A 24,848-nucleotide genomic window follows, 5' to 3' on the forward strand; every position below is an offset into this window, starting at 1 on the left:
CGCCCGGTGACGTCCCGGCCGGTCACAGCGCGCCCTTGGTGCTCGGGATCGCCCCGGCCGCGCGCGGGTCCAGCGCGGTCGCCTCACGCAGCGCCCGGGAGACCGCCTTGAACTGCGCCTCCACCACGTGATGGGCGTCCGGGTGCCCGCCGGGGCGAGCCGCCCGCAGGACGTCCACGTGCAGCGTGATCCGGGCCGCCTGACCGAACGACTCCCAGATGTGCCGGGTCATGCTGGTCGGGTAGACCGGGCCGATGTACGGCGCCAGCGCCGGCTCGTCGTGCACCACGTACGGCCGACCGGACAGGTCGACGGCGGCCCGGACCAGCACCTCGTCCATCGGCACGACGGCCGAGCCGTAGCGCCGGATGCCGGCCTTGTCGCCCAGCGCCTGGTCGAACGCGGCGCCCAGCGCCAACGCGGTGTCCTCCATCGTGTGGTGCGCGTCGATCTCCAGGTCACCCACGGTCCGCACGGTCAGGTCGAAACCTCCGTGCCGGGCGATCTGGTGCAGCATGTGGTCGTAGAAACCGACCCCGGTGCTGATCTCGACCGCTCCGGTGCCGTCGAGGTCGATCTCCACCAGGACCTTGGTCTCCTTGGTGATCCGCTCCACCCGGGCGGTCCGGCTCATGATGGGGTGCCTTTCGGTCGCGGCGGGGCCTGGCCCTCGCGCTGGGTCTCGTCCACGGCGGCAAGGAAGGCGTCGGTCTCGGCCGGGGTGCCGGCGGTGACCCGCAGCCAGCCCGGCAGGCCGACGTCGCGTACCAGCACCCCCTGCGCCAGCATCGCGCGCCACGCCACGCCCTGGTCGCCGCCCACCTCGTAGAGCACGAAGTTGGCGTCGCTGTCGGCCACCCGCAGACCACGGTCGCGCAGCGCGGCGACGATCCGGTCCCGCTGGCGCATGATCTCCGTGACGGTGCCGAGCAGCGTCTCGCGGTGTGCCAGCGCCGCCCGCGCGGCGGCCTGGGTGAGCGCCGAGAGGTGGTACGGCAGGCGCACGAGCTGCACCGCCGCCACCACGGCCGGGTCGGCCGCCAGGTAGCCCAGCCGCCCGCCGGCGAACCCGAACGCCTTGCTCATCGTCCGGGTCACCACCAGCCGAGGGTGCCCGGGCAGCACCGCCAGGGCGCTGACCGTCCCCGGCCGGGCGAACTCCGCGTACGCCTCGTCGACCACCACCATGCCCGGTGCCGCGTCCAGCACGGCGGTGACCACCGCCGGGTCGAGCGCGGTGCCGGTGGGGTTGTTTGGCGAGCAGAGGAAGACCACGTCGGGCCGGTGCTCACGGATCTGGGCCACCGCCTCGTCGGCGGTCAACCCGAAGTCGACGCCGCGCCGGGCCGGCACCCACCGGGTGCCGGTGCCCAACGCCAGCAGCGGATGCATCGAGTACGCCGGCGTGAAGCCGAGCGCGGTCCGCCCCGGTCCACCGAACGCCTGGAGGAGTTGCTGCTGGATCTCGTTGGAGCCGTTGGCCGCCCACACCCCGTCGCCGGTGAGCCCGTGGCCGACGTACTCGGCCAGGTCGGCGCGGAGCGCCACCGCGTCGCGGTCCGGGTACCGGTTGAGGTCCCGCAGCTCGGCGGCGACGGCCTTGCCGATCGCCTCCACCACCGGCTCCGGCACCGGGTAGGAGTTCTCGTTGGTGTTCAGCCGCACCGGCACGTCGAGCTGCGGCGCGCCGTACGGCGACAGCCCGCGCAGGTCGTCCCGGATCGGCAGGTCGGACAGCTCGGTCATGAGGGTTCCTGACGGAATCGGGCGGAGACCGCCTCGCCGTGCGCGGGCAGGTCCTCCGCGGTGGCCAGCGCCACCACGTGCGGTGCCACCTCCCGCAGCGCCTCCTCGGTGTACTCCACCAGGTGGATGCCGCGCAGGAAGGACTGCACCGAGAGCCCGGACGAGTGCCGGGCGCAGCCGCCGGTGGGGAGTACGTGGTTGGAACCGGCGCAGTAGTCACCCAGCGACACCGGCGAGTACGCGCCCACGAAGATCGCCCCGGCGTTGCGTACCCGCATCGCCCACTCGCGGGCGTCGACGGTCTGGATCTCCAGGTGCTCCGCCGCGTACGCGTCGACCACCCGCAGCCCTGCGGCCAGGTCGTCGACGAGCACGACGCCGCTCTGCTCCCCGCCCAGCGCGGTGCCGACCCGGTCGGCGTGCTTGGTCGCCGGCACCTGCCGGGCAAGTTCGCGGTCCACCGCGTCGGCCAGCGCCACCGAGGGGGTGACCAGCACGCTCGCCGCCAGCGGGTCGTGCTCGGCCTGGCTGATCAGGTCGGCGGCGACGTGCGCCGGGTCGGCGGTGTCGTCGGCGAGGATGGCGATCTCGGTCGGGCCGGCCTCGGCGTCGATGCCCACCACGCCGCGCAGCAGCCGCTTGGCGGCGGTGACGAAGATGTTGCCGGGCCCGGTGATCATGTCGACCGGAGCGCAGTGCGCACTGCCGGCGGCGTCCACCGCGCAGCCGTACGCCAGCATGGCCACCGCCTGCGCCCCACCGACGGCGTAGACCTCGTCGACGCCGAGCAGCGCACAGGCGGCCAGCACCCGGGCGTCCGGCAGCCCGCCGTTCTCCTTCTGCGGCGGCGAGACCACCACCAGCGACCGGACTCCGGCCGCCTGCGCGGGCACCACGTTCATCACCACGGTCGACGGGTACATCGCCAGGCCGCCGGGAACGTAGAGACCGACCCGGTCGACCGGCACCCAGCGCTCGGTGACCGTGCCGCCCGGCACCACGTGGGTGGTGTGATCGGTGCGCCGCTGGTCGTCGTGAACCGTGCGGGTCCGGCGGATGGACTCCAGCAGCGCGGCGCGGACCTGCGGGTCGAGGGTCTCCTCCGCCGCGGCGATCGCCTCGACCGGCACCCGGAGCACCTCCGGGGAGATCCCGTCGAACCGCTCACTGGCCTCGCGGACCGCCTGGTAGCCATGCTCACGGACCGCCGTCACGATCGGGCGGATGCGCTCGACGGCCACCGACACGTCGAGTTGGGCACGGGGCAGCAGGTGGCGCGGGTCGGGCTCGCCACCGCGCAGGTCGATCCGGTTCAACACCCCTGCGAGTCTAGGCGGCCCGCCACCGGGCCGACCGACGCCGCCCGCTGTCCGGGACGGTGAGCCGGGACACGCCGGTGGCGGCGAGTCGGGCTAGGCTCGATCACGTGACCGCACGGCTGCCGCTGTTCCCGCTCACCACGGTGCTCTTCCCCGGGCTGGTGCTGCCGCTGCACATCTTCGAGGAGCGCTACCGCGCGCTGGTCCGCCACCTGGTCGACCTGCCGCCGGATACGCCCCGGGAGTTCGGTGTGGTGGCGATCCGGAGCGGCTGGGAGGTCGCGCCCGGACCCGACCGGATCACCCCGGGCACCGGCGAGGTGACCCTGCACGAGGTGGGGTGCACCGCCGACCTGCGGGAGGTAGCCGAGTTGACCGACGGCGGATTCGACATCGTCACGGTGGGCCGGCGACGGTTCCGGGTCATCGAGATCGACTCCGCCTCCGCGCCGTACCTGACCGCCGAGGTGCAGTGGCTACCCGAGCCGAGCGGCCCGGACGAGGCCGCCGCGCAGCTCGCGGCCCGGGTCACCGCCGTGTTCCGGCAGTACCTCGGCCTGATGCGGGCCGAGCCCGAGCAGCTCAGCGAGCAACTGCCCGAGGATCCGACGGTGCTCTCCCACCTGGTGGCCGCGACCGCCGCGCTGACCGTGGCCGACCGGCAGCGGCTGCTGGCGATCGACGACACCGCCGCCCGGCTCCGCGCCGAACTGCGGCTGCTCAACCGCGAGGCGGCTCTGCTGCGCCAGGTGCGGGCGGTGCCGGTGCCGCTGGCGGAGCTGGCCACGGCGCCGCCGGCTCCGAACTGACCGGCGGCGGCGCGGCACCCTCCGGGTAGCCGACCGGCGACGCCACGGTCCCGCCCGGGTGGTCGAGCGGCGGCCGTGCGGTGCCGTCCGGGTAGCCGGTCGGCGGGACGAACCAGGCCGGGTCGGGCTCCGGCTCGGGGCGCAGCGACGGCCACCGGGACCAGCCGGCCAGCAGGGTGTACGCCACCGCGGCCCCGAACGCCGCCAGCAGCAGATTGCCGTGCGGCACCGGCAGCACGCCGAGCACCATCTCGATGCCGCCGGCCCGCAGGTCGGCGGGTTTGGCCAGCCGGGTGCCGTCCGGCGCGCTGTCCAGCAGTCGCTCGTAGCCGCTCAGCCCGATGCGCCGCCCCACCTGCCAGGCGACCAGGGCGGCGGCGAGGCCACCGGCCACCACGACGACCAGGCCGACGGGTCCCCGGTAGCGCCGCAGCACCAGCCAGACGACGAGCGCGGCGAGCACCCCGAAACCGAGACCGAGCAGGCTGAACCAGCCGTCGGCGGCGATCGGCTGCTCCGGCTGCGCCTGGCCGTAGACGGCCTGGGTGGGACCGCTCTTGATCACCGGGGTGGCCGGGGCGAGCACCGCCCAGAGCAGCCCCAGCGGGATACCCAGCAGGCCCATGACGAGCACCGTCAGGGCGCCGACCCGCAGCGTACGGGCAGGATGGCGCGGCGGTCCGGTCGGCGGCTGCGGGACGACCGGCGGTGCCGGTGCGGGCGGTTCGGCGGCGGGGGTCTCCGGGCTCACCCGATGATCCTCGCAGTTGCCGCCGGACGCCGTGCACAGTGTCGCCACTCCGCCACGACCGTCGGTGGTGAGCTGCCCGGACGCGTCAACGGCCGAAGGGCTCCAGCATCGCCGCCGCCGCCCGCAGCCACGCCTGCCGGGTCTCGCCCTGGAGTTGGTGGTACTCGATCGAGGAGCCGGTCTCCAGCGCCGGGTCGTACGGCACCACGGTCACCGCCCGGGTCCGGGTCGCGAAGTGCCGCTCCAGGTCGCCCTGCAACGGCAGCCGGCCCGGCGTCGGGCAGGAGATCAGCGTGACCGCGTTGTCGGCCAGCTCCCCCATCCCCTCCTCGTGCAGCAGGTCGAGCATCCAGTCGGCGCTGAACGCGGCGTCCTCGCGCGGCACGGTGGTGACCACGAGCTGGTCGGCGGCCTGCATGACGGTGCGCCAGTTCGGACTCTCCACGTTGTTGCCGGTGTCCACGCAGATCACGTCATGGGTGCGACGCAGCAGTTCGAGCACCCGCTTGACGGTGAACTGGTCCAGTCGTTGGGCGAACCGGGGGCTCTCCTCGCCGGCCAGGACGTCGTACGAGCCGTCGGAGGCGTGCCGCAGGTAGTCGTCGAGGATCTCCAGCAGCTCCGGGCCCTCGCGGATCTCGATCTGCACCAGGTCGGAGACCAGATGCCGGATCGTCCGGGCGTGCCGGGCGCTGCCGGCGCGCAGCCCGAGGGTGCCCCGCAACTCGTTGTCGTCCCAGGCCAGCACACCCCGCCCGCGTACGCTGCCGACGGTGGCCGCGGCCAGTACTGTCGCGGTGGTCTTGTGCACGCCGCCCTTGGGGTTGGCGAAGGCGACCACCCGGGGGGTGCCCAGGTCCCGCCGGAGCACGGCGGCGGCCCGTTCCAGGTCACCGCCGGAGTTCTGCGCCCGCCACTCGAAACGTCCCGGACGACCGCCGACCGCCCCCGGAGGCGCCTGCGGGGGCGGGCCGGGCGGTGCCGTCGGCGGCGCGGGGGCCGGCGGCGCGGGAGGCGTGGGCGGCTGGTAGCCACCGTTGTCCAGCAGCGCGTACCGCGACTCCACCGGCGGTGCGGCGTGCCGGTAGCCGTTGTCCAGCAACGTGTACCGCGACTCCCCCGGATCGGCACCACGCTGGTCGGGACGGCGCGGATCGGCACCCCGCTGGTCCGGACGGCGCGGTTCGGGACGGCGCTGGTCGGGGCGACGCTGGTCGGGCGGCGGCGGATACCCCGGATCGCCCGGATAGCCGGGTTCGACCGGAGGGCCGGACTGTCCCGGGTACGTCGGCGCGGGACGCGGCGGCTCGACCCGGTAGCTCGCCTCGGCCCGGTAACCGGGCTCGCCACCGTACGGCTGCCGGTTCGGCGGCGGAGGGCCGACCGGCGGTGGCCCCATCGGCGGGGGCCCCATCGGCGGGGGGCCGACCGGCGGGGGGCCGACCGGCGCGACCCGCCCGGAGTAGCCGGGACCGGGACCGCGACGCGGCAACGGCTCGGTCGAAGGTGGTGGTTCCTCGTCGGTGTGCCGCTCGGCGGCCTGGTCACTGCCGCGACCGCCCAGGCGGGCTCGATCCAGCAGCGCCCGCCAACGCGGTGCCGGTTCGGCGGGACGTCCCCAACCGGTCTCGCTGCCGTCCACGGCTCGCCCTCCCCGCGCTTTGGTTTCCGTCTGACAGGCTACGAACGAAACCTTATTCAGGCCACACCGGGCGACGTACCGATGTGTCCGCAACCGTCACGGTGTCGGGCTCGCTTCGCTCTCCTCGGCGCTGTCCACCGAGGTGGAGGGCGTCTCGCGGGGGATGACGGGCGGTGCCGACGAGGAAACCGCCGGTGATGGTGACGAATCCGTCACCTGCGGCGAAGCCGACGGGTCGCGCTCCGGAGTCGCGGGCGGCACGGGCGAGCCCGTCGCGGCGGTCGGCATCGGGGAGGCGGTGTGACCGTGGTCGATCGGCGGGCGGACCACGTCCTGCTGCTCGGGCAGCGGCGGGGTGAAGACGGTGCGCTCCAACCGCCGTACCTCCGGGGCCGGGTCGACCACCCGCACACCCAGCCGGGTCGCCACGCCGCGCAACTGCGCCGGTGCGGCCCGCACCACCAGGGCGTAGAGGCAGGCGCAGCCGGACCGGTACGCGGTGGCCTCCGCCGCCGCCACCTGCGCGCCGCTCTCGTAGAGCTCGCGCAACTCGCGCTGCTGCGGACCACCGCCACCGAGCGCGGCGGCCCGGGTGCGGTAGTCGGTCGCCTCCCGCTCCTTGCGCTCGGCCAGCCGGGTCATCCCGGCGGTCACGTCCTCCGGCAGCCGTTGAGCGGGGATCCGGACGATCTCGGTCTGCCGGTCCGGCAACGGCACCCGGCCGAAGACCACCGCCACGCCGATGTCACCGACGACCGCCGCGAGCGACTCCGGGGTGCGGTACTCGGTCAACGAGACCAGCGCGTACGTGCCGTCGGCGAGGGACGTGCCGGCCAGCGCGGCCAGGTCCGCGGCGGCGGTGCGCTCGTATCCGGGGATGGAGTCGCCGTCGGAGACCCCCACCCGGGTCACCTCGCCGACGGTGCGGTCCGGCACCGGCGGCCCGTTGGTGGCGAGCACGGCGGTGGTCAGCACGGCGGCGCAGGACAGCACCGCCACCCATCCGAGCAGCGGGACCCGGGTCGGTCCCTGGCCGAGTCGGGTCACCGCGGCGGCGAGACGGGGCAGCAGCCGCTGGTCCAACTGCCGCAGCAGGTCGCCGGCACGCACGGGCAGCCCCCTCGTCGGATCGGTCTCCACGGGTGGGGCGCGTCAGTCGCGGAGGATTTCCAGCGCACGTCCCAGGTCGTCAGGGTAGTCGCTGACGAAGCGGACCTCGTCCCCCGTACGGGGGTGCTGGAAGCTCAACTCTCTGGCGTGCAACCACTGCCGATCCAGTTTGAGCCGGGCGGCGAGCGTCGGGTCCGCACCGTACGTCAGGTCACCCACGCAGGGGTGCCGCATGGTGGAGAAGTGCACCCGGATCTGGTGGGTGCGACCGGTCTCCAGCCGGACGTCGACCAGGCTGGCCGCGGGGAACGCCTCGATGGTGTCGTAGTGGGTGATGCTGGGCTTGCCGCCGGAGACCACCGCCCAGCGGTAGTCGTGGTGCGGGTGCCGGTCGATCGGCGCGTCCACGGTGCCGCGCAGCGGGTCCAGGTGACCCTGCACCACCGCGTGGTACCGCTTCTCCACCTCGCGGTACTTGAAGGCCCGCTTCAACACGCTGTACGCCTGCTCGCTCTTGGCCACCACCATCACGCCGGTGGTGCCGACGTCGAGCCGGTGCACCACGCCCTGGCGCTCGGCCGCGCCGCTGGTGGCGATGGTGTGCCCGATCGCGGCCAGCCCGCCGATCACCGTCGGGCCGCTCCACCCGGGGCTCGGGTGCGCTGCCACGCCGACCGGCTTGTCCACCACCACGATGTCGTCGTCGGCGTGGACCACCCGCAGGCCCGGAACCGCCTGCGGCACCACCACCGGCGCGCTGGCCGGCGGCGGCAGCGTCACCTCCAGCCAGGCGCCCGCCCGCACCTTGTGCGAGTTGGGCCGCACCGCACCGTCGACCAGTGCCGCGCCGTCGTCGACCAGCGCGGCGGCGGCGGTACGGGAGAGACCGAACAGCCGGGCCACGGCCTGGTCCAGCCGCATCCCGTCGAGGCCGTCGGGGACGGGCAGACTGCGGTGGTCGCCGCCGGCGGCGAAGGTGGCCGTCATGCCCGCTCCCGCCGTCCGTCGTCGGTCGTCCCGGCCCGGGGACCCGGACCGGTCTCGGCGCCGTCGCCGGTGGGCGTCGCGTCGTCGTCCCCGGGCGTCGTGGCGGGCCGTTCCTCGCCGACGGCCCGGGTGCCGTCACGCTGACGGCCGGTGAACTCCAGGCCGACCGCGAGCACGACACCGCAGACCAGGGCGCTGTCCGCGATATTGAAGATCGGAAAGACCCGGCCGTACGGGTCGAAGACGCTGATCATGTCGACCACGTGCCCGACGAACCAGCCCGGTGCGCGGAAGATCCGGTCGATCAGGTTACCGGTGACGCCGCCGACCACCAGGCCGAGCGAGATCGCCCACGGCACCGAGCGCAGCGTCCGCGCCATCCAGGCGATCCAGCCCAGGACACCGAGGGCGATCACCGGGAAGATGAAGGTGTAGTCCGAGCCCATGCTCCAGGCGGCCCCGCTGTTGCGGGTCAGCGAGAAGTACAGCGCGCCGCCGAGCAGGCGTACCGGCTCCCGGTCGCTCAGCTCCTGCAGGGCCAGGTGCTTGGTGAACAGGTCGACCGCCACCGCGAACAACGCGAGGCTGACCAGGATCGTGACCGGCCGGCGCCGCGACTTCGTGGCGGTGCCCGGCGCGGCGGTGCCGGGTCCCGCGGGCGGTGCTGCGCTCATTCGCTCCCCATCGACGATCGCGGCGGTGCTGTCGCACCGCCGCGCACCAGTGCCGGGGAGACAGCCGTCAGCGCCGCTCCTCCAGCTGCTTGCAGGTCACGCAGAGAGTGGCCGACGGGAACGCGGCGAGGCGCTCCACCGGGATGGGGTTGCCGCACCGCGCGCACCAGCCGTAACCACCCTCGTCGAGCCGCTCCAGCGCGCGCTCGACCTGCGTGATCCGTTCCAGGATGCTGTTGGCGAGGGAGATCTCCTGCTCCCGCTCGAGCGTCTTGGTCCCGGTGTCGGCCTGGTCGTCCCCGGCCGAGTCGGTCAGCCGGTCGCGCTGCAGCTCGGTGATCTCGCTCAGCGTCTGATCGTACTCGGCGCGCAACTCGTCATGACGGGCCGCCAGCGCGGCACGGATCTTCTCGGTCTCCGCGGCACTGCGGGTGGACTTCGGCGCCGGCTTACGGCCCGCGGTCCTGGTGTCGGCTGGCTTGGCCATAGTCGCTCCCTCGGCCACGGAGCCACGGGAAATCCGTGGCACCTGAACAGGGGCCGCCGACATCGGCTGCCCCAGGTACAAAACGGGCGCGCGGCGACCTGGCCGCGCACTCCGGAGGTTGGCAAGGATACGGAACGTACAGGCGTCCGACAATCTGCCGCACCGAATCGCCCCATCCGCCCCGTTTCATGCCATTACCGGGGCAGGGGGAACGCTAGCAGATCGCGACCACGTCGCCGGCCGGTTCGCCGTCCCCGTACCCCCGGATCCGGCGTCCGCGCGCGGCGGGTGCCGGTCAGCCGGGCGGGCCCACGCCGTCGCGCAACCGGGACAACCGCGACACCGGATCCGGCCCGTCGGCGGCGACCAGGAAGAGTTTGTCGCGGCTGGCCGCACCGGTCCGCAGCGACACGGCCGCCGGGCGGACACCGAGCGCCTCGGCCAACGCGCGACGCGCCGCCTCGGTGGCCCGTCCGTCCACGGCCCGGGCGTTGACGGCGATCACCAGAGCGGGACCGTGCGGACCGTCGAACCGGCCACCCACCCGGGCCCGGGACGCCCCCGGCTTCACCCGTACGGCGACGGTGAGCACCTCGGCCACGGCTCAGCGGCGGCCGGACTCGGAGAGCAGGACGGTGCCGGGGGCGCAGAGCCCACACGGCGTGAAGCCGAGTTCGGCCGCCTCGGCGGCGGGCAGCGGCTCGTGGTCGCGCCCGACCAGGTGCACGCACTCGGCAAGGTGATAGCGGGGTCGACCGTCGACCACCCGGACCTCGTCCGGGAGCCGGGCCAGCCGTGCGGCCTGCTCCGGCGTGATCTCCTGGGCGGCCGGCTCGTCGTCGTACCCGTCGACCACCGCGCCCTCGGCCGGCGCCTCCGCCCCGACCGTCACCGGCGAACCGGGTGGTTGCCGCCACCCGGAGTCGCCGGTGTCGACGGTCGGCGGGACGTGCTGCGTCGGGATGCCCGACGGGCTTTCCTGGACGGTCGGCCCGGTGGCGTCCTCCGTCGCCCGCTCACCACGGGCCGCCGCGCGACCGGTGGCGGCCTGACGGGCGCCGGTGACCAGGGCCACGGCGGCCAGCAGGCTGGCGCCGATCGAGACGACCAGCAACGGGCTGGAGCCGCCGGCCAGACCGAGCACCAGCAGCACCACGGCGACGAGGATGAGCGCGAGACTGATGATTATCACCGCTCACCCCCGTCGCGTCGTACCGATGAGGCAGGGCGGGCGACCGCCGTGTCGACGGCGGTCACCGGCCCGATTCAGCGACCGGCCTCGAGAGCGCCGGAGCGACCGCCGCCGTAGGAACCGGCGAGCCCGGCGGCGGCCAGGCCGTTGCCGGCGGCCCGGGTGCCGTCCCCGCGGGTCATCTCGGCCTCCAGGCCCTGCCCACGACCGTCGAGGTCACGCAGCTGGCTCTCCAGGTACGCCTTGAGCCGGGTGCGGTACTCGCGCTCGAACTGCTTGAGCTCCTCGATGTGCTTCTGCAGCGCGGTGCGCTTGGCGTCCAGGCCGCCCATGGCCTCCTGGTGCCGCTGACGGGCGTCCCGCTCCAGCGCGTCGGCCTTGGCCCGCGCCTCACGGGTGACCTCCTCGGCCTTGGAACGGGCCTCGGAGAGCAGCTGGTCGGCCTCGCGGCGCGCGTCGGAGACGTGGTCGTCCGCCGTGCGCTGGGCCATCATCAGCACCCGCAGCGCCTGCTGCTCGCCGTCGCCACCCGGCACCGCACCACCGGCGGAGCGGGTCTGCTCCAGCTCGGCCTGCATCGCGCGGGCGGCCTGCTCGGCGGCGGCCTTGTCCCGCTGCACGCGGTCGAGCTGCGCCTTGACGTCGTTGAGCTCGGCGGCGAGGCGGGCGTCGCCACCGGGACCGGCCGGGGCACCGCCCCGACCGCCGCGCTCCACCTGGGCGCGCAGCTCGTTGTTCTCTTCGATCAGACGGGCGAGTTCGCGCTCGACCTCGTCCAGGAAGGCGTCGACCTCCTCCTCGTCGTAGCCCCGCTTGCCGATCGGCGGCTTCTTGAAGGCGACGTTATGGACGTCGGCCGGGGTCAGCGGCATCGAAACTCCTCGGGTCAGTTGCGGCCGCGATAGCGCGTCGGTCATCAGGCGGTCCTGATGATCGCCGGCTCTAACACAAACCTCATCAGCACGAACAGGATAACCAGGAGCACAAGGGAGGCCAGGTCGATGCTCACGGTACCAATTCGCAGCGGAGGGATCACACGCCTCAACGCCCAGAGCGGGGGATCAGTGACGCTCCACACGGATTCAAGTCCGGCCGATGCTCCGCGACCAGGTTGCCAACGCCGCCCGTACTGCAGGACGGCGCTCAACACGAAACGGGCCAAAAGAACGATCAGAAAGACATACGTGATCAGGTAGAGAACCTGTAGCAAGATCGACAACACGGCTTGTGGCGTCCCTCGGGTCGGGCGGGTCAACTCAGGCTGAAGAACCCACCCTCAGCGATCTTGGCCTTGTCCTCCGCGGTGACCTGGACGTTGGCCGGCGAGAGTAGGAACACCCGGTTGGTCACGCGCTCGATCGTACCGCGCAGCCCGAACGCCAACCCGGCGGCGAAGTCCACCAGACGGCGGGCATCCGCCTCGTCCATCTCGGTGAGGTTGATGATCACAGGTACACCGTCCCGGAAGTGCTCGCCGATCGTCCGCGCCTCCCGGTAGGTGGTCGGGTGCAGCGTGGTGATCTGGTAGCGCTGTTCCTCCTCGGGCATCACCCGCTCACGCGGCTGCACCTGCGGCGCCAGAGCCAGGTTGTCCCGGGTGTGGTACGCGTTCGCGCCGGACGACTCGGCGGACGCCCGGGTGATCGACCGCACGCTGGACCGCTCGGCCCGCTCGGCCCGCTCCGACTCCAGCCGCTCGGAGTCACCGAGGCGACCTCCGGCACGCTCGCTCAACCGCCCCCGGTCGCCGAGTCGCGGCCGGGGCGCGGGCGCCTCCTCCACCTCGTCGTCGTCATCGTCGGCGAACTCCTCGGCGTACCGGCTCTGCCGGTACCGCGACTCGCGATAGCCACCCTTGTCGTAACCACCGTCGTCGTAGGCCCGCTCCTCGTCCTCTTCGACCAGTCCGAGCCAGACCCCCGCCTTGCGCAGTGCACCCATCCCCGCGCCCTTCCCGTCCGCCGTGCGGCACACGCCCCCGCCGTGTCGCCTGTCGCGAGTGGGCCGTTCCTGCCCACTGGACCGGAACGGCAATCCTCCGACGCGCAATTCGCGTTGCACGTCACGCCCCCCGTGGCGAGGAAGGCCGTTCCCGCAAACAACACTGATGTAATTTGCTTCCCTCGCGGCCAGGCTACCGCAGCGTGGGACGCATTCCGAGCAACGCGCTCCCGACGCGGACATGTGTCGCGCCGTGGCCGATCGCCGCCTCCAGGTCGCCGCTCATGCCCGCCGAGAGCACCGTGGCACCCGGATGTGTGGCGCGCACCTCCGCGGCGAGGTCGGCCAGCCGGGCGAACGCCCGCTCCGGCTCCCAGCCCAGCGGCGCCACCGCCATCAGCCCGGACAGCCGCAGACCATCGGCGGCGGCCACCGCCTCGGTGACCGGGCCGAGCCCGAGGTCCGGGTCGGCGCAGGAGGGCACCGCACCGCCCCTGGACGGGTCGCCGTCGATGCTGACCTGCACCAACACCTCCAACGGCCGGTCCCGTCCGGCGGCTGCGGCGGCCACCGTGGACGCCAGCCGTACGCTGTCGACGGACTGGACCATGTCGGCGTACCGCAGCACCGACTTGACCTTGTTGCGTTGCAGCCGACCGACGAAGTGCCAGCGGGGCGCGGCACCGGCCGCGGCGACCTCGGCGGCTTTCGGGGCCGCCTCCTGGTCGCGGTTCTCGCCCACGTCTGTCACGCCGAGCCCGGCCAGCGCGACCACGTCGGCGGCCGGGTACGTCTTGGTCACCGCGATCATCGTCACGTCGGCCCGATCCCGGCCCGAGGCTGCGCACGCGTCGGCGATGCGGGCGCGTACCCGGGCCAGCCCGGCGGCGAGTTCGGCGCGCCGGTCGGGCCGCACCAGTGCGGGGCTGTCGGTCATCGGCGCCGCTCAGGACCCGTTCTTGAGGAAGTCGGGCACGTCGACGTCGTCGAACAGCACCCGACGCGGCGACTGCGGTGGTGCCGGCACGGCGGGCGACACGACCGGGGTGCTCGGCTGCGTCGGCTGGTTCTGGTTGGTCTTGCGCGTCGGCTCGGCCGCCTTGTACGCCGGAGTGCCACCGTCGAAGCCGGCGGCTATCACGGTCACCCGCACCTCGTCACCGAGGGCGTCATCGATCACCGCACCGAAGATGATGTTGGCGTCCGGGTGCGCCGCGTCGGTGACCAGCTGAGCGGCGTCGTTGATCTCGAACAGCCCCAGGTCGGAGCCGCCCGCGATGGAGAGCAGCACGCCTCGCGCGCCGTCCATGCTCTGCTCCAGCAGCGGGCTGGAGATGGCCGCCTCGGCGGCCTCCACGGCGCGGTTCTCGCCGCGCGCGCTGCCGATGCCCATCAGCGCGCTGCCCGCGCCGCTCATCACGCTCTTGACGTCCGCGAAGTCCAGGTTGATCAGACCCGGCGTGGTGATCAGGTCGGTGATGCCCTGGACACCGGAGAGCAGCACCTGGTCGGCGGTGCGGAACGCGTCCATCATGCTGATGTTGCGGTCGCCGAGGGCCAGCAGCCGGTCGTTGGGGATGACGATCAGGGTGTCGCACTGGTTGCGCAGCTCGTCGATGCCGGCCTCGGCCTGCACCTGACGGCGCTTGCCCTCGAAGGAGAACGGGCGCGTCACCACGCCGATGGTCAGCGCGCCCAGCTTGCGGGCGATGTTCGCCACCACCGGCGCGCCACCGGTGCCGGTGCCGCCGCCCTCGCCGCAGGTGACGAAGACCATGTCGGCGCCCTTGAGCACCTCCTCGATCTCGTCGCGGTGGTCCTCGGCGGCGTTCTTTCCGACGTCCGGGTTGGCCCCGGCGCCGAGGCCCCGGGTCAGTTCGCGACCGACGTCGAGCTTCACGTCGGCGTCGCTCATCAGCAACGCCTGCGCGTCCGTGTTGATCGCGATGAACTCGACGCCCTTGAGCCCAACCTCGATCATCCGGTTGACGGCGTTGACGCCGCCGCCCCCGATGCCGACGACCTTGATGACCGCCAGGTAGTTGTGCGGAGGTGTCATCTCCGGTCCTTTCCCCTCGAGATTGGCTGCTCCCCGACCGGCTTCGGCGTGGCCAGACCTGCGGTCGACTCGGCTGTCACCAGCGAGGTCGCGAGGCAAACCCTCACCCTCTACTAGAGGGTTACAGTTATGTCAACCACTGATCCTCTTCCGGGCAACGTAAGCGCAGCCGAGCGATGTGCCAAGGACCTTTCCGGCGTGTCGCCCGTGGAGCGGGACGCTTCACAGCCTGACCGGCCACTCACCGGAAGGTGACCACGTCCGGCGCGCTGACGTCGATCCGGTCGGCCTCCTCGCGTAGGAGCGCGGTGGCGACCCGGGCCTTGTCCGCCCCGCGTGTCGCGTCACCCCAGAACACCGTGCGGTCGTCACGCAGCAGAACACTGATCCGGGCCAGCCCCTCCACCCGGACCTCGGTCAGCTCACCACGCAACTCTGGGGTGAGCTCGCCGAGCACCGTCAGCCCCGCCCGGGTGTCCGGATCGTCCGGCCCGGCGGCGGCCAGGCGCAGCAGCGGCAGGCCGTCCGGGCGCTGCGGCACCGTCCGGAACGCCACCCCGGCCGCGTCGATCACGTCGAACTGCTGCCCGCGCGGCACCACCGCCACACCGGTCCGTTCCGTCAGCCGCACCACCAGCCCGTCCGGCCAGTCCCGGTGCACGGTGACCCGCTCCACCGGCGGCAGCGTGCCGATCCGCGCCGCCAGCTCGGTCAGGTCCACCCGGGCCAGCGGCGCGCCGTCGGGCACCGCGGCCGCGTCCCGCACCTGCACGGAGGTGACCAGCTCGGCGCCCTCCACCCGCATCTCGCGTACTCCGAACAGGCCGGTGCCGAGCAGCGTCCAGGCGACCAGACCGGCGAGGGCCAGCACGCCACCGGCCACCGCCCAGGGCAGCGCGGCGCGCATCCGCCGCCGCCGGGCCCGGGCCATGAACCGCCGGGTGGAGGCGGGTACCGCGTCCCGGCCGGCCCGGACCAGCTGCCACCGTCGGGTGGGACGGCGACCTCCGCCGCCGTCCACACCGGTGCCGCGCCCGCGCGCCGGGCCGGGACTCATTCCGCCGTACGGTCCACGCCGACAACCGCGCCACCACCGGCCACCACCTGCGGACCGGCGGCCCGCGCGGTCAGCACGACCAGCAGCTCGTCGCCCATCAGCGAGATCGGCGGGGCGCCCATCGTCACCACCACGTCACCGGGGCGGGCCCGCCGGGCCACCTCCACCGGCGCGTCCTCCCACGAGTCGACGAAGACCTTCTGCCCCGACGGCAGCGCCACCGCCTCGATCAGCGCCGCCGACCCCTCGCCCGGGCCGCGCAGCTCCCCCGGGCCGAAGACCTCCAGCAGCACCAGCTCGTCGGCGATCGCGAGCGCCTCGGCGATCTCCGCCTGCAGATCACGGGTGCGGTAGAGCCGGTAGGGCTGGAAGACGACGATCAGCCGCCCCTCGCCGGCCACCTCCCGCAACGTCTGCAGAGCCAACGTCATCGAGGTGGGGTGGTAGGCGTACTCGTCGTAGACGAGCACCCCGTCCACCACGCCCTTGCGCTCGAACCGTCGGCGTACGCCGGGGAAGGCCGCCAGCGCCGCCTCGGCCGCCGTCAGCGGCAGCTCCAGCAGGTACGTCGCCAGCACCGCCGAGGCGCTGTTGAGCCCCATGTGCCGACCCGGCACCGGCAGCCGGAACTCGCCCAGCGACCGGCCGTCGATGTGCGCCCGGTAGCGCACCCCCTGGGCCGACGACGCGATGTCGCTCAGCCGCAGGTCGGCGTCGTCGGCCTCGCCGTAGGTGTACACCCGACGCCCCTCGGCGCGCAGCGTGGCCGCCAGCCGCCGACCACCCGGGTCGTCGGCACACGTGATGACGAAGCCCGCCGGGTCGGTGAGCCGGGCGAACTCGGCGAAGGCCGCCTCCAGGGTGGCCAGGTCGCCGTAGGTGTTCAGGTGGTCGGCCTCGACGTTCGTGATGATCGAGACGAACGGCCGGTAGATGAGGAACGAGCGGTCGCTCTCGTCCGCCTCGACCACGAAGTACTCGCCGGTGCCGTGGTGCGCGCCGGAGCCGCCCTCGGAGATCTCCCCACCGATCACGAAGGACGGATCGGTGCCGGCCCGCTGCAACACCATGGTGACCATGGAGGTGGTGGTGGTCTTGCCGTGCGTACCCGCCACCGCCACCGTGCGCCGGCCCGTCATCGCCGCCGCGAGCGCCTCCGACCGGTGCAGCACCCGCAGCCCGCGCTCCCGTGCCTCGACCATCTCCAGATGGTCGGCGGGGATCGCCGAGGAGTACACGACGGTGTCCACACCGTCCAGGTTGGTCGCCTCGTGGGTCATGTGGATCGTCCCGCCGAGCGCCCGCAGGCCCGCCAGGGACGGCCACTCCCGCAGCTCACTTCCGGAGACCGGCAGACCCCGGGTCAGGAAGAGCCGGGCCAGACCGCTCATCCCGACGCCACCCACCCCGATCAGGTGGATGTGGCCCAGGTCCTCGGCGGTCAGCGTGCCGGCCGGGCTGAACGTGGTCATCTGAGCCACCCTTTCGTTCGCGACTCCGGGGCTCGCAACCCCGGCTCACTCCTCGCGCTCACCGGAGCCACCCTTTCGTTCGCGACTCCGGGGCTCGCAACCCCGGCTCACTCCTCGCGCTCACCGGAGCCACCCTTTCGTTCGCGACTCCGGCCGGTTCACCGGTTCACCGCCTCGTAGACGAAGTTCAGCAGCGCCTCGTCGCCGTCGCGCCGGCCGTACCCGGCGGCGGCCTCACTCATCGCGTGCAGCCGCTGCGGGTCGCGGACCAGCGGGATCACCGTCCGCTCCAGCCAGTCCGGGGTCAGCTCCGCGTCGTCGACCAGCAGGCCGCCACCGGCCTCCACCACCGGCAACGCGTTGCGCTTCTGCTCCTGGTTGCTGTGCGGGTACGGCACGTAGATGGTCGGCAGGCCGATCGCGGCCACCTCGGCACAGGTCATCGCCCCGCCCCGGCCCAGCATCAGGTCCGCGGCGGCGTACCCGGCATCCATGTCGGAGAGGTACGGCAGGCTCACGTACGGCACCGGGAGGTCGGTCGGGACCGGCACCGGCTCGTTACGGGCGCCCATCACGTGCAGCACCTGGATGCCGTTGCGGGCCAACTCCTTGGCCGCCCCGGCCACCGCCAGGTTGATCGAGCGGGCGCCCTGCGATCCACCGGCGACGAACAGCACCGGCAGGTCGGGACGGAGTCCGAAGTGGGCGCGGGCGGCGTTGCGCATGGCGGCCCGGTCCAGCCCGGCGATGGCCCGGCGCAGCGGCACCCCGACCACCCGGGCGTCACGCAGCGACTCGGCCTGGGCCGGCTGGTGTGGGAAACCCACCGCGATGTGCTTGGTGAACTTCATGCCCAGCCGGTTGGCCACCCCCGGTGGCACGTTCACCTCGTGGATCACGATGGGCAGCTCCCGCCGCCACGCGGCCAGGTACGCCGGCACCGACACGTACCCGCCGAAGCCGACCACCGCGTCGGCGCGCACCTCGTCGATCACCTTGCCGGCCGCGCGGGCCGCCGTCCACATCCGGCCCGGGGTACGGACCAGGTTCAGGTTGACCGACCGGGGCAGCTGGTAGGCCGGGATGTTGCGCAGGTCGTAGCCGGCCGGCGGGATCAGCTCGTTCTCCAGGCCCTTGGGTGTGCCGAGGCAGGTGATCCGGACGCCGGGGTCGTGTCGGCGCAGGCAGTCGGCGAAGGCGAGCAGCGGGTAGATGTGCCCCCCGGTGCCACCTCCTGCGAGCACCACCGAACGCAGCGGACCCATCAACGTCTCCTCTCGTCCGCCGACCCGCCACGGCCCCGGCCCTCCCGGGTGCCACGCGGTGCGGCCTGGTCGTCACTGCGCCGCTTGCGTGCCTGGGGTACGGACCCACGGGCAGCCGTCGGCGGCGCCGCGCGGCGGCGTCGGCCGGGAAGCGGCGGCAACGGAGCCCACACTAGTCGGACCCACCGGGCCGGCGGACGGGCATGCAGGGCCCGGGCCGCATCGGGTTCCGCCCGGGCGAACGAGGCCAGCATGCCGACCGCCGCGAGCGTGACGACCAGGGCGCTGCCGCCGTCGGAGATGAACGGCAGCGGCACACCGGTCAGCGGCAGCAGGCCGATCACGCCACCCATGTTGATGAACGCCTGGCCGACCAGCCACGCGGTGGCCCCGGCGGCGGCCAGCCGGCGGAACGGGTCGTCCACGCGGCGGGCGATCCGCAGGCCGGTGTAGGCGAGCACGGCGAACAGCACCACCACCACCGCGCAGCCGACCACCCCGAGTTCCTCGGCGATGACCGCGAAGATGAAGTCGTTCTCGGCCGCCGGCAACCAGGCCCACTTGGTGCGCCCCTGCCCCAGCCCGGTGCCGAACCAGCCGCCGTTGGCGATGGCGTAGCGCGCCTGGACCATCTGGTAGCAGAGCGCGTCGCGGCAGTCGTCCAGCGGCGGCGGGTTGAAGAAGACGGTGAGCCGGGCGAGCCGGTAGTTCTCCTCACCGCGTACGCCGGAGCCGGCGCCGAGCGAGGCCACCGCGACCAACAGGCCGATGCCGGCCAGGCCGATCGCGCCGAGCGCGGCGAAGATCCGCAACCGCACCCCGGCCGCCCAGAGCAGGCCGACCACCAGGGCCAGCAGGCAGAGCATGCTGCCCAGGTCGTTGTAGCCGACCAGGACGAACATCAGGGCCACCACCGGGAACAGCGGGGTGGCCAGCTCCCGCCACCAGCCCAGCGCCGCGCCCTTGCGGGCCAACACGTACGCCCCCCACAGCACCAGGGCGAACTTCGCCAGCTCGGAGGGTTGCAGGCCGAACCCGAACACGTACAGCCAGAGCAGGTCGGCCTCCAGCGGGCCGATCCGGGGCTCGCCGTCGGTCAACCGCCCGTACGCCTCCAGCAGGTTCAGCACCACCAGCAGTGCCACCGAGACGGCCAGCGCCGGCCGACCCAGCGACCGGTAGGTGCTGGCGGGCAGCCGCTGGCAGGCCCAGAACACCACGATGCCGATCACCGCGAAGATCGCCTGCCTGGTCAGCGACGTCGAGGCGCTGCCGCCCTGCGCGTAGTCGCGCACGCTGGTGGCCGAGAAGACCATCGTCAGGCCGATCAGCAGCAGCAGTCCGGCGCTGGCGAGCAGCAGATGGTAGGAGGCCAGCGGCCGGGAGAGCAGGCCACGCAGCGCGGCGAGCCCGCCCACCGCGTCCAGGCCACGCCACGGCCCACCACCCGGCGTCTCGCCGGACGCACCGGACCCGCCGGCACGACCGGTACCCGCCCCGGCTGTCGCGGCCCCGGCCGCGCGCGTGCCGCCGGCCGCTCCCGATCCACCGGGTCGCACCGCGTCCTCGGTTCCGACCGCCGCAGACGATCCCCCGGTGGTTCCTACCCGGGACGACCGTCGGGTCGACCGCGCGCCGTCGTCTTCTCGCACCTCCCCCACAGCGCCATCATCGCCGCTCCGGGGACCTGACACCGGCGGTACCGGCTGGTCGGCGTGTCGAACGTGCGTTCAACCACACTCCGCCGCCCACCGATCACCCTCCGCCACCCCCGCCCGCTCGTCCCCGCCCGCCCCCTCGCCCCGCCCGCCCGCTCGCCCCCGCGATCATGGAGTAGTGGTCGGCGTTTCATGCCGGTACGGACGCATTCGTCCATACCACGACTCCATGATCGCGGGGGCGAGGTCGGCGGGGAAGGCCGCGAGGGAGGGGTGGGGCGGGTGGGGCGGGGGTGGGGGGTCAGCCCATGTTGGCGAGGAAGTCGCTGTAGAAGAGGCCCAGGGCGATGGCGACACCGATGCCGGCGATGATCCAGAACCGGACCACGATGTTGACCTCGCTCCACCCGGCCAGCTCGAAGTGGTGTTGCAGCGGCGACATCCGGAACACCCGCTTGCCGGTGGTCTTGAAGGAGATGATCTGGATCACCACGGACATCGTGATGATCACGAAGAGCCCACCGATGATCGGGAGCAGCAGCACCGTCCGGGTGGACATCGCCATGCCGGCGATCAGGCCACCCAGGCCGAGCGCACCGGTGTCGCCCATGAAGATCCGGGCCGGTGAGGTGTTCCACCAGAGGAAGCCGACACAGGCACCGGCGGCGGCACCGGCGATCAACGCGATCTCCAGCGGATCCCGGACCGCGTAGCAGTAGTTGTTCGGGTTGGCGGTGTACGACGGGTCGGCGCACCAGTGCCGGTACTGCCAGAACGCGATCACCGCGTACGCGCCGAGCACCATCACCGAGGCGCCGGTGGCCAGGCCGTCGAGGCCGTCGGTGAGGTTGACGCCGTTGGTCGCCGCCATCACCACGAAGATGAAGATGACCACCGCGCCGATCTTGGTGACGTCCAGCGCCGGGATGTCCCGGATGAAGCTGAGCGTCGTGCTGCCGACGGTCTCGGTGTTGGTCACCTCGCCGCTGGCGTCGGTCATGGTGGACGGGAAATAGAGCGCCACGACCCCGAACAGCGCGCCGACCAGGATCTGGCCGAGCAGCTTGCCCCGGGCGCTCAATCCGCCGCTGTGCCGCTTGCGCACCTTCAGGAAGTCGTCGACGAAGCCGACCGCGCCGCAGAAGACCATCAGGCCCAGCAGCACCAGCGCGGTGATGGTCGGCTCGACCTGGGCGATCTGCGCGTCCGGCAGGGTGGTCAGAGCCAGGTGGCCGGCCACGTACGCGATCACGGTGGCCAGGATGAACACCACCCCGCCCATGGTCGGGGTGCCCTTCTTGCCCTGGTGCATCTGCGGGCCCTCGGCCCGGATCGGCTGGCCGGCCTTGAGCCGGGTGAACACCTTGATCGCGATCGGGGTGCAGAACAGCGAGACGAGGAAGGCCACCCCGATGGCCACGATGACCGCTCTCACGAAGCGTCACCCTCGCCGTCTGCGGCCACGTCGACGCGCAGCGCGTCGGCCACCTCCCAGGTCCGGTACCGAGAGCCCTTCACCAGGACGACATCGCCCTGCCGTAGCTCGCTTCGCAGCACCTCGACGGCCGCCGCCTGATCGGTGAGCAGCACCGACTCTCCTCCCCAGTCACCTACCGATGTCGCCCCGTGGTGAATCGGCGCCGCGGCCTCACCGACCACCAGCAGCCGGGCGACGCCCAGCTCGGCCGCGAGACGGCCCATGTCGGCGTGCCCCTGCGTCTCGAAGTCACCCAGCTCGGCCATGTAGCCGAGCACCGCGACGGTACGCCTCCCGCTGCCGATGCCGGCGAGCGCACGCAGCGCCACCGCCATCGACGCCGGGTTGGCGTTGTATGAGTCGTCGATCACGGTCACCCCGTCGGTGCGTTCGAAGACGTCCATCCGACGGGTCGAGACCAGCCCGAGCGCGCCCAGCGCGACGGCCAGCTCGGTCAACGGCATGCCCAGTTCCCGGGCCACCGCCGCGGCGGCCAGGCTGTTGGAGACCTGGTGCCGTCCGGTGAGCCCGAGCCGCACCGGCGCGTCGCCCTCCGGCGTCACCAGGGTGTACGACGGCCGGCCGCGCTCGTCCAGCGTCACGTCCTCGGCCCGGATGTCGGCGTGCGCCGCCTCGCCGTAGCGGACCACCCGGGCCACCGTACGGCTCGCCATCGCGTCGACCAGCGGGTCGTCGGCGTTGAGTACCGCCAGGCCGTCGGCCGGCAGCGACTCCACCAGTTCGCCCTTGGCCACGGCGATGTTCTCCTGGGAGCCGAACTCCCCGATGTGCGACACCCCGACGTTGAGCACCACGGAGATGCGCGGCGGTGCCACCTCGCAGAGGTAGCGCACGTGGCCGATGCCCCGCGCGCCCTTCTCCATCACCAGGTAGCGCGTCGTCGGCCCGGCCTGCAACGCCGTGTACGGGTGCCCCAGCTCGTTGTTGAACGAGCCGGGCGGCGCCACCGTCTCGCCGAGGCGCGCGGTGAGCTGGGCGATCAGGTCCTTGGTGGTGGTCTTGCCGGAGGAACCGGTCAACCCGATCACGGTCAGCTCCGGCAGCCGGTCCACCACGGTCCGGGCCAGCCGACCCATCGCGGTCAACGCGTCGGCGACCACGATCATCGGTACGCCGGGCACCTCGCGGGTGCCCAGCACCGCCACCGCGCCGTCCGCCACGGCCGCCGCCGCGTAGTCGTGCCCGTCGACCTTCTCCCCGTCGAACGCGACGAACAGTCCACCGGCGGCGACCTTGCGCGAGTCGAACTCGACGCTGCCGGTGATCCGCGCGTCGGGGTCGGCGTCGACCAGTCGACCGTCGACGGCTGAGGCGACCTCGGCCAGGCTGAGCGCGATCACCGCTGCCCCGCCAGGTCCCCGAAGCGGGCCCGCAGCGCGTCGGCGAGCTCCGTCCGGTCGTCGAACGGGTACGTCTCGCCGGCGATCTCCTGGCCGCGTTCGTGCCCCTTGCCCAGCAGCGCCACCACGTCCTGCGGCTCGGCCAGCCGGACCGCCTCGTCGATCGCCGCGCGACGCCCGGCCACCTCGACGATCCGGGCCGCCGTACCGGCCTGGTGGGCACCGGCGAGCACCTCGGCGCGGATCGCCGACGGCTCCTCGGTACGCGGGTTGTCGTCGGTCACCACGACCACGTCGGCTCCCTCCGCGGCAGCGGCACCCATCAGGGGCCGCTTGCCCCGATCCCGGTCGCCGCCCGCACCGATCACACAGATCAGCCGGCCGGCGCTGAGTCCGCGCAGTGCGGCCAGCGCGGCCACCACGGCGTCGGTCTTGTGTGCGTAGTCGACCACCCCGCGTACCCCGCCGGCCACGCCCACCGACTCCAGACGCCCGGGTACGCCACCGCAGGCGGCCACCCCCTCGGCGGCGGTCACCGGCTCGACTCCGGCGGCGACCAGGGTCGCGATGGCCAGTAGGGCGTTCGCCACGTTGTGCCGGCCGGGCAGCGCCACCCCGGCGGGCAGCGTCAGCCCGTCCGGGCCGTGCACGGTGAAGCGCTGGGCGTACCCGTCGCCGTCGACCTTCTCGGCCCACCACGTGGCGGTCGGGTCACCGGCCGCCGAGTAGCTGACCGTGGCCGGGGTGAAGAGCGGTTCCAGCGCCGGGTCGTCGCGGTTGAGCACCTCCACCGCGCAGCGCCCGTCGAAGAGGCGCGCCTTGGCCGCGAAGTAGTCCTCGGCGTCGGCGTGGAAGTCCAGGTGGTCGGAGCCGAAGTTGGTCCAGCCGCCGACGCCGAACCGCACCCCGCCGACCCGGCCCATCGCCAGGGCGTGGCTGGAGACCTCCATGACCACCGCGGTGACGCCCCGCTCGCGGGCGGCGGCGAGCATCGCGTGCAGGTCGGTGGCCTCCGGCGTGGTCCGCACGCTGTCCACCACGAGGTCGCCCAGGCGCGTCTCGACTGTGCCGATCAGGCCGGTGGTGTGGCCGGCGGCGCGCAGCCCGGACTCGACGAGGTAGGCGGTGGAGGTCTTCCCGGCGGTGCCGGTCACCCCGATCGTCAGCAGGTGCGCGGTCGGGTCGCCGTAGATCGTCGAGGCGACCGGGCCGAGCGCCGCACGCGGGTCGTCGACCACCAGGACCGGCAGTCCGGTGCCGGCGGCCGGCTCGGCCCCGGCCGGGTCGGTCAGCACGGCGACCGCGCCGGCCTGGGCCGCACCGGCGGCGAACTCCGCGCCGTGCCGGCGGGCGCCGGGCAGGGCCGCGTACAGGTCGCCGGGTCGGACCTCCTGACTGGCATGGGTTGCCCCGGTCACCACCGGATCGGCGCTGGTAGAGGGCGCCACGGCGAGCCGGGCGGCTAGGTCACCGAGCCGGATTCCGGTCACGGTACGGGGACGAGGATTGCCGCGCACGGCGTCAGACCCTACCCGGTCGCCCGGGTCCGGCCGCACGGCGCGCCTGAATCTCCGCCGCACGAAGTCGAACCGCAGGTGGCGACCGGTGGATGCGGCAGGCGTACGCCCGACGGCCCCGATCGGGCACCCGACCGGCGGGTGTCCCGGCGACCGTCCGCCTCCCCAGGGCGACCGCCCGCCTTCTCGTTAGGACGCGACCAGACGACTTCCGGCGTCGACGACCATTCCCGCCGACGACGGATACGGAAAGACGACGCATCCGGGCACGGTCGCCACGAAAAGGCCGGAAAGCACACCAGCGAATACGCGTACGTCAATTCC

General features: G+C 73.1%; 24 protein-coding genes. 1 reads left to right on the plus strand and 23 read right to left on the minus strand.

Going from position 1 to position 24,848, the window contains the following annotated elements; genetic code table 11:
• Positions 1-22: 22 nt before the first annotated feature.
• From hisB to hisD, 3 genes are read right to left on the minus strand one after another with little or no spacing between them, the layout of a single operon-like run.
• On the minus strand, positions 23-634 hold the full coding sequence (gene hisB, locus ACFYTT_RS19190) for an imidazoleglycerol-phosphate dehydratase HisB (RefSeq protein WP_131052745.1): 612 nt from the start codon (positions 632-634) through the stop codon (positions 23-25).
• Entirely contained in the window at positions 631-1,746 is a 1,116-nt protein-coding gene (locus ACFYTT_RS19195; RefSeq protein WP_131052744.1) for a histidinol-phosphate transaminase, read from the minus strand. Before ACFYTT_RS19195 ends, hisB begins: the two co-directional genes overlap by 4 nt.
• Entirely contained in the window at positions 1,743-3,065 is a 1,323-nt protein-coding gene (gene hisD / locus ACFYTT_RS19200) for a histidinol dehydrogenase (RefSeq protein ID WP_131052743.1), read from the minus strand. The genes ACFYTT_RS19195 and hisD overlap by 4 nt, the downstream gene beginning before the upstream one ends.
• A gap of 107 nt (positions 3,066-3,172) precedes the next feature.
• On the opposite strand from hisD, the gene ACFYTT_RS19205 reads away from it, so the two are divergent.
• Positions 3,173-3,874, plus strand: a complete 702-nt coding sequence (locus ACFYTT_RS19205) for an LON peptidase substrate-binding domain-containing protein (RefSeq protein WP_176094870.1) — start codon at positions 3,173-3,175, stop codon at positions 3,872-3,874.
• Here ACFYTT_RS19205 and ACFYTT_RS19210 read toward each other — a convergent pair.
• The 20 genes from ACFYTT_RS19210 to ACFYTT_RS19305 all read right to left on the minus strand — a co-directional run bounded on the left by ACFYTT_RS19210 (position 3,786) and on the right by ACFYTT_RS19305 (position 24,563).
• The gene (locus tag ACFYTT_RS19210; RefSeq protein WP_387260799.1) at positions 3,786-4,625 is read right to left on the minus strand and encodes a DUF2567 domain-containing protein; all 840 of its coding nucleotides are present in this window, start codon (positions 4,623-4,625) and stop codon (positions 3,786-3,788) included. The genes ACFYTT_RS19205 and ACFYTT_RS19210 overlap by 89 nt on opposite strands.
• Before the next feature lie 85 nt (positions 4,626-4,710).
• Positions 4,711-6,267, minus strand: a complete 1,557-nt coding sequence (locus ACFYTT_RS19215; protein WP_387260802.1) for a MinD/ParA family protein — start codon at positions 6,265-6,267, stop codon at positions 4,711-4,713.
• A 96-nt stretch (positions 6,268-6,363) separates the two neighbouring features.
• Complete coding sequence (locus tag ACFYTT_RS19220; RefSeq protein ID WP_387260804.1) at positions 6,364-7,377, minus strand: hypothetical protein; 1,014 nt, start codon at positions 7,375-7,377, stop codon at positions 6,364-6,366.
• A 42-nt stretch (positions 7,378-7,419) separates the two neighbouring features.
• Positions 7,420-8,364: an RluA family pseudouridine synthase gene (locus ACFYTT_RS19225; RefSeq protein WP_131054381.1), complete on the minus strand. Its 945-nt coding sequence runs from the start codon at positions 8,362-8,364 to the stop codon at positions 7,420-7,422.
• Positions 8,361-9,038: a signal peptidase II gene (lspA, locus tag ACFYTT_RS19230; RefSeq protein ID WP_131054382.1), complete on the minus strand. Its 678-nt coding sequence runs from the start codon at positions 9,036-9,038 to the stop codon at positions 8,361-8,363. Before lspA ends, ACFYTT_RS19225 begins: the two co-directional genes overlap by 4 nt.
• Positions 9,039-9,105: 67 nt before the next feature.
• A complete protein-coding gene (locus tag ACFYTT_RS19235; protein ID WP_117227075.1) occupies positions 9,106-9,525 on the minus strand; it encodes a TraR/DksA C4-type zinc finger protein in 420 nt (139 codons plus the stop codon).
• Between the two features lie 295 nt (positions 9,526-9,820).
• A complete protein-coding gene (locus ACFYTT_RS19240; RefSeq protein WP_131054383.1) occupies positions 9,821-10,126 on the minus strand; it encodes a DUF167 domain-containing protein in 306 nt (101 codons plus the stop codon).
• A 3-nt stretch (positions 10,127-10,129) separates the two neighbouring features.
• Positions 10,130-10,717 carry a hypothetical protein gene (locus tag ACFYTT_RS19245; protein WP_387260810.1) on the minus strand — a complete coding sequence of 196 codons (588 nt, stop codon included), beginning with the start codon at positions 10,715-10,717 and terminating at the stop codon, positions 10,130-10,132.
• Positions 10,718-10,791: 74 nt separating this feature from the next.
• The gene (locus ACFYTT_RS19250; RefSeq protein WP_117227072.1) at positions 10,792-11,589 is read right to left on the minus strand and encodes a DivIVA domain-containing protein; all 798 of its coding nucleotides are present in this window, start codon (positions 11,587-11,589) and stop codon (positions 10,792-10,794) included.
• Positions 11,590-11,633: 44 nt separating this feature from the next.
• Entirely contained in the window at positions 11,634-11,939 is a 306-nt protein-coding gene (locus ACFYTT_RS19255) for a YggT family protein (RefSeq protein WP_111212523.1), read from the minus strand.
• 29 nt (positions 11,940-11,968) lie between these two features.
• Entirely contained in the window at positions 11,969-12,658 is a 690-nt protein-coding gene (locus ACFYTT_RS19260; RefSeq protein ID WP_387260813.1) for a cell division protein SepF, read from the minus strand.
• Positions 12,659-12,851: 193 nt separating this feature from the next.
• On the minus strand, positions 12,852-13,595 hold the full coding sequence (locus ACFYTT_RS19265; RefSeq protein WP_387260816.1) for a YggS family pyridoxal phosphate-dependent enzyme: 744 nt from the start codon (positions 13,593-13,595) through the stop codon (positions 12,852-12,854).
• A 9-nt stretch (positions 13,596-13,604) separates the two neighbouring features.
• Complete coding sequence (gene ftsZ / locus ACFYTT_RS19270) at positions 13,605-14,717, minus strand: cell division protein FtsZ (RefSeq protein WP_131054387.1); 1,113 nt, start codon at positions 14,715-14,717, stop codon at positions 13,605-13,607.
• Between the two features lie 241 nt (positions 14,718-14,958).
• Entirely contained in the window at positions 14,959-15,738 is a 780-nt protein-coding gene (locus tag ACFYTT_RS19275) for a cell division protein FtsQ/DivIB (RefSeq protein WP_176095947.1), read from the minus strand.
• A 32-nt stretch (positions 15,739-15,770) separates the two neighbouring features.
• Positions 15,771-17,246: a UDP-N-acetylmuramate--L-alanine ligase gene (gene murC, locus ACFYTT_RS19280; RefSeq protein WP_387260819.1), complete on the minus strand. Its 1,476-nt coding sequence runs from the start codon at positions 17,244-17,246 to the stop codon at positions 15,771-15,773.
• A 158-nt stretch (positions 17,247-17,404) separates the two neighbouring features.
• On the minus strand, positions 17,405-18,511 hold the full coding sequence (gene murG / locus ACFYTT_RS19285; protein WP_131057404.1) for an undecaprenyldiphospho-muramoylpentapeptide beta-N-acetylglucosaminyltransferase: 1,107 nt from the start codon (positions 18,509-18,511) through the stop codon (positions 17,405-17,407).
• Positions 18,511-19,938, minus strand: a complete 1,428-nt coding sequence (locus ACFYTT_RS19290) for an FtsW/RodA/SpoVE family cell cycle protein (RefSeq protein ID WP_176095948.1) — start codon at positions 19,936-19,938, stop codon at positions 18,511-18,513. Before ACFYTT_RS19290 ends, murG begins: the two co-directional genes overlap by 1 nt.
• Positions 19,939-20,470: 532 nt before the next feature.
• Complete coding sequence (gene mraY, locus ACFYTT_RS19295) at positions 20,471-21,604, minus strand: phospho-N-acetylmuramoyl-pentapeptide-transferase (protein ID WP_131056879.1); 1,134 nt, start codon at positions 21,602-21,604, stop codon at positions 20,471-20,473.
• Positions 21,601-23,007: a UDP-N-acetylmuramoyl-tripeptide--D-alanyl-D-alanine ligase gene (gene murF, locus ACFYTT_RS19300; RefSeq protein ID WP_131056877.1), complete on the minus strand. Its 1,407-nt coding sequence runs from the start codon at positions 23,005-23,007 to the stop codon at positions 21,601-21,603. Before murF ends, mraY begins: the two co-directional genes overlap by 4 nt.
• A complete protein-coding gene (locus ACFYTT_RS19305; RefSeq protein ID WP_387260823.1) occupies positions 23,004-24,563 on the minus strand; it encodes a UDP-N-acetylmuramoyl-L-alanyl-D-glutamate--2,6-diaminopimelate ligase in 1,560 nt (519 codons plus the stop codon). Before ACFYTT_RS19305 ends, murF begins: the two co-directional genes overlap by 4 nt.
• Between the last annotated feature and the right edge of the window lie 285 nt (positions 24,564-24,848).

The organism is Micromonospora sp. NPDC003816, assembly GCF_042874705.1.
Taxonomy (GTDB): domain Bacteria; phylum Actinomycetota; class Actinomycetes; order Mycobacteriales; family Micromonosporaceae; genus Micromonospora.

What these genes read in the sequence shown, in the direction of transcription:
- ACFYTT_RS19265 (WP_387260816.1), bottom strand. Translation starts at nt 13,595, where the DNA reads ATGACCGACAGCCCCGCACTGGTGCGGCCCGACCGGCGCGCCGAACTC.
- lspA (WP_131054382.1), bottom strand. Translation starts at nt 9,038, where the DNA reads ATGAGCGCAGCACCGCCCGCGGGACCCGGCACCGCCGCGCCGGGCACC.
- ftsZ (WP_131054387.1), bottom strand. Translation starts at nt 14,717, where the DNA reads ATGACACCTCCGCACAACTACCTGGCGGTCATCAAGGTCGTCGGCATC.
- murC (WP_387260819.1), bottom strand. Translation starts at nt 17,246, where the DNA reads ATGACCACGTTCAGCCCGGCCGGCACGCTGACCGCCGAGGACCTGGGC.
- hisB (WP_131052745.1), bottom strand. Translation starts at nt 634, where the DNA reads ATGAGCCGGACCGCCCGGGTGGAGCGGATCACCAAGGAGACCAAGGTC.
- ACFYTT_RS19250 (WP_117227072.1), bottom strand. Translation starts at nt 11,589, where the DNA reads ATGCCGCTGACCCCGGCCGACGTCCATAACGTCGCCTTCAAGAAGCCG.
- ACFYTT_RS19225 (WP_131054381.1), bottom strand. Translation starts at nt 8,364, where the DNA reads ATGACGGCCACCTTCGCCGCCGGCGGCGACCACCGCAGTCTGCCCGTC.
- ACFYTT_RS19235 (WP_117227075.1), bottom strand. Translation starts at nt 9,525, where the DNA reads ATGGCCAAGCCAGCCGACACCAGGACCGCGGGCCGTAAGCCGGCGCCG.
- ACFYTT_RS19195 (WP_131052744.1), bottom strand. Translation starts at nt 1,746, where the DNA reads ATGACCGAGCTGTCCGACCTGCCGATCCGGGACGACCTGCGCGGGCTG.
- murG (WP_131057404.1), bottom strand. Translation starts at nt 18,511, where the DNA reads ATGGGTCCGCTGCGTTCGGTGGTGCTCGCAGGAGGTGGCACCGGGGGG.
- ACFYTT_RS19260 (WP_387260813.1), bottom strand. Translation starts at nt 12,658, where the DNA reads ATGGGTGCACTGCGCAAGGCGGGGGTCTGGCTCGGACTGGTCGAAGAG.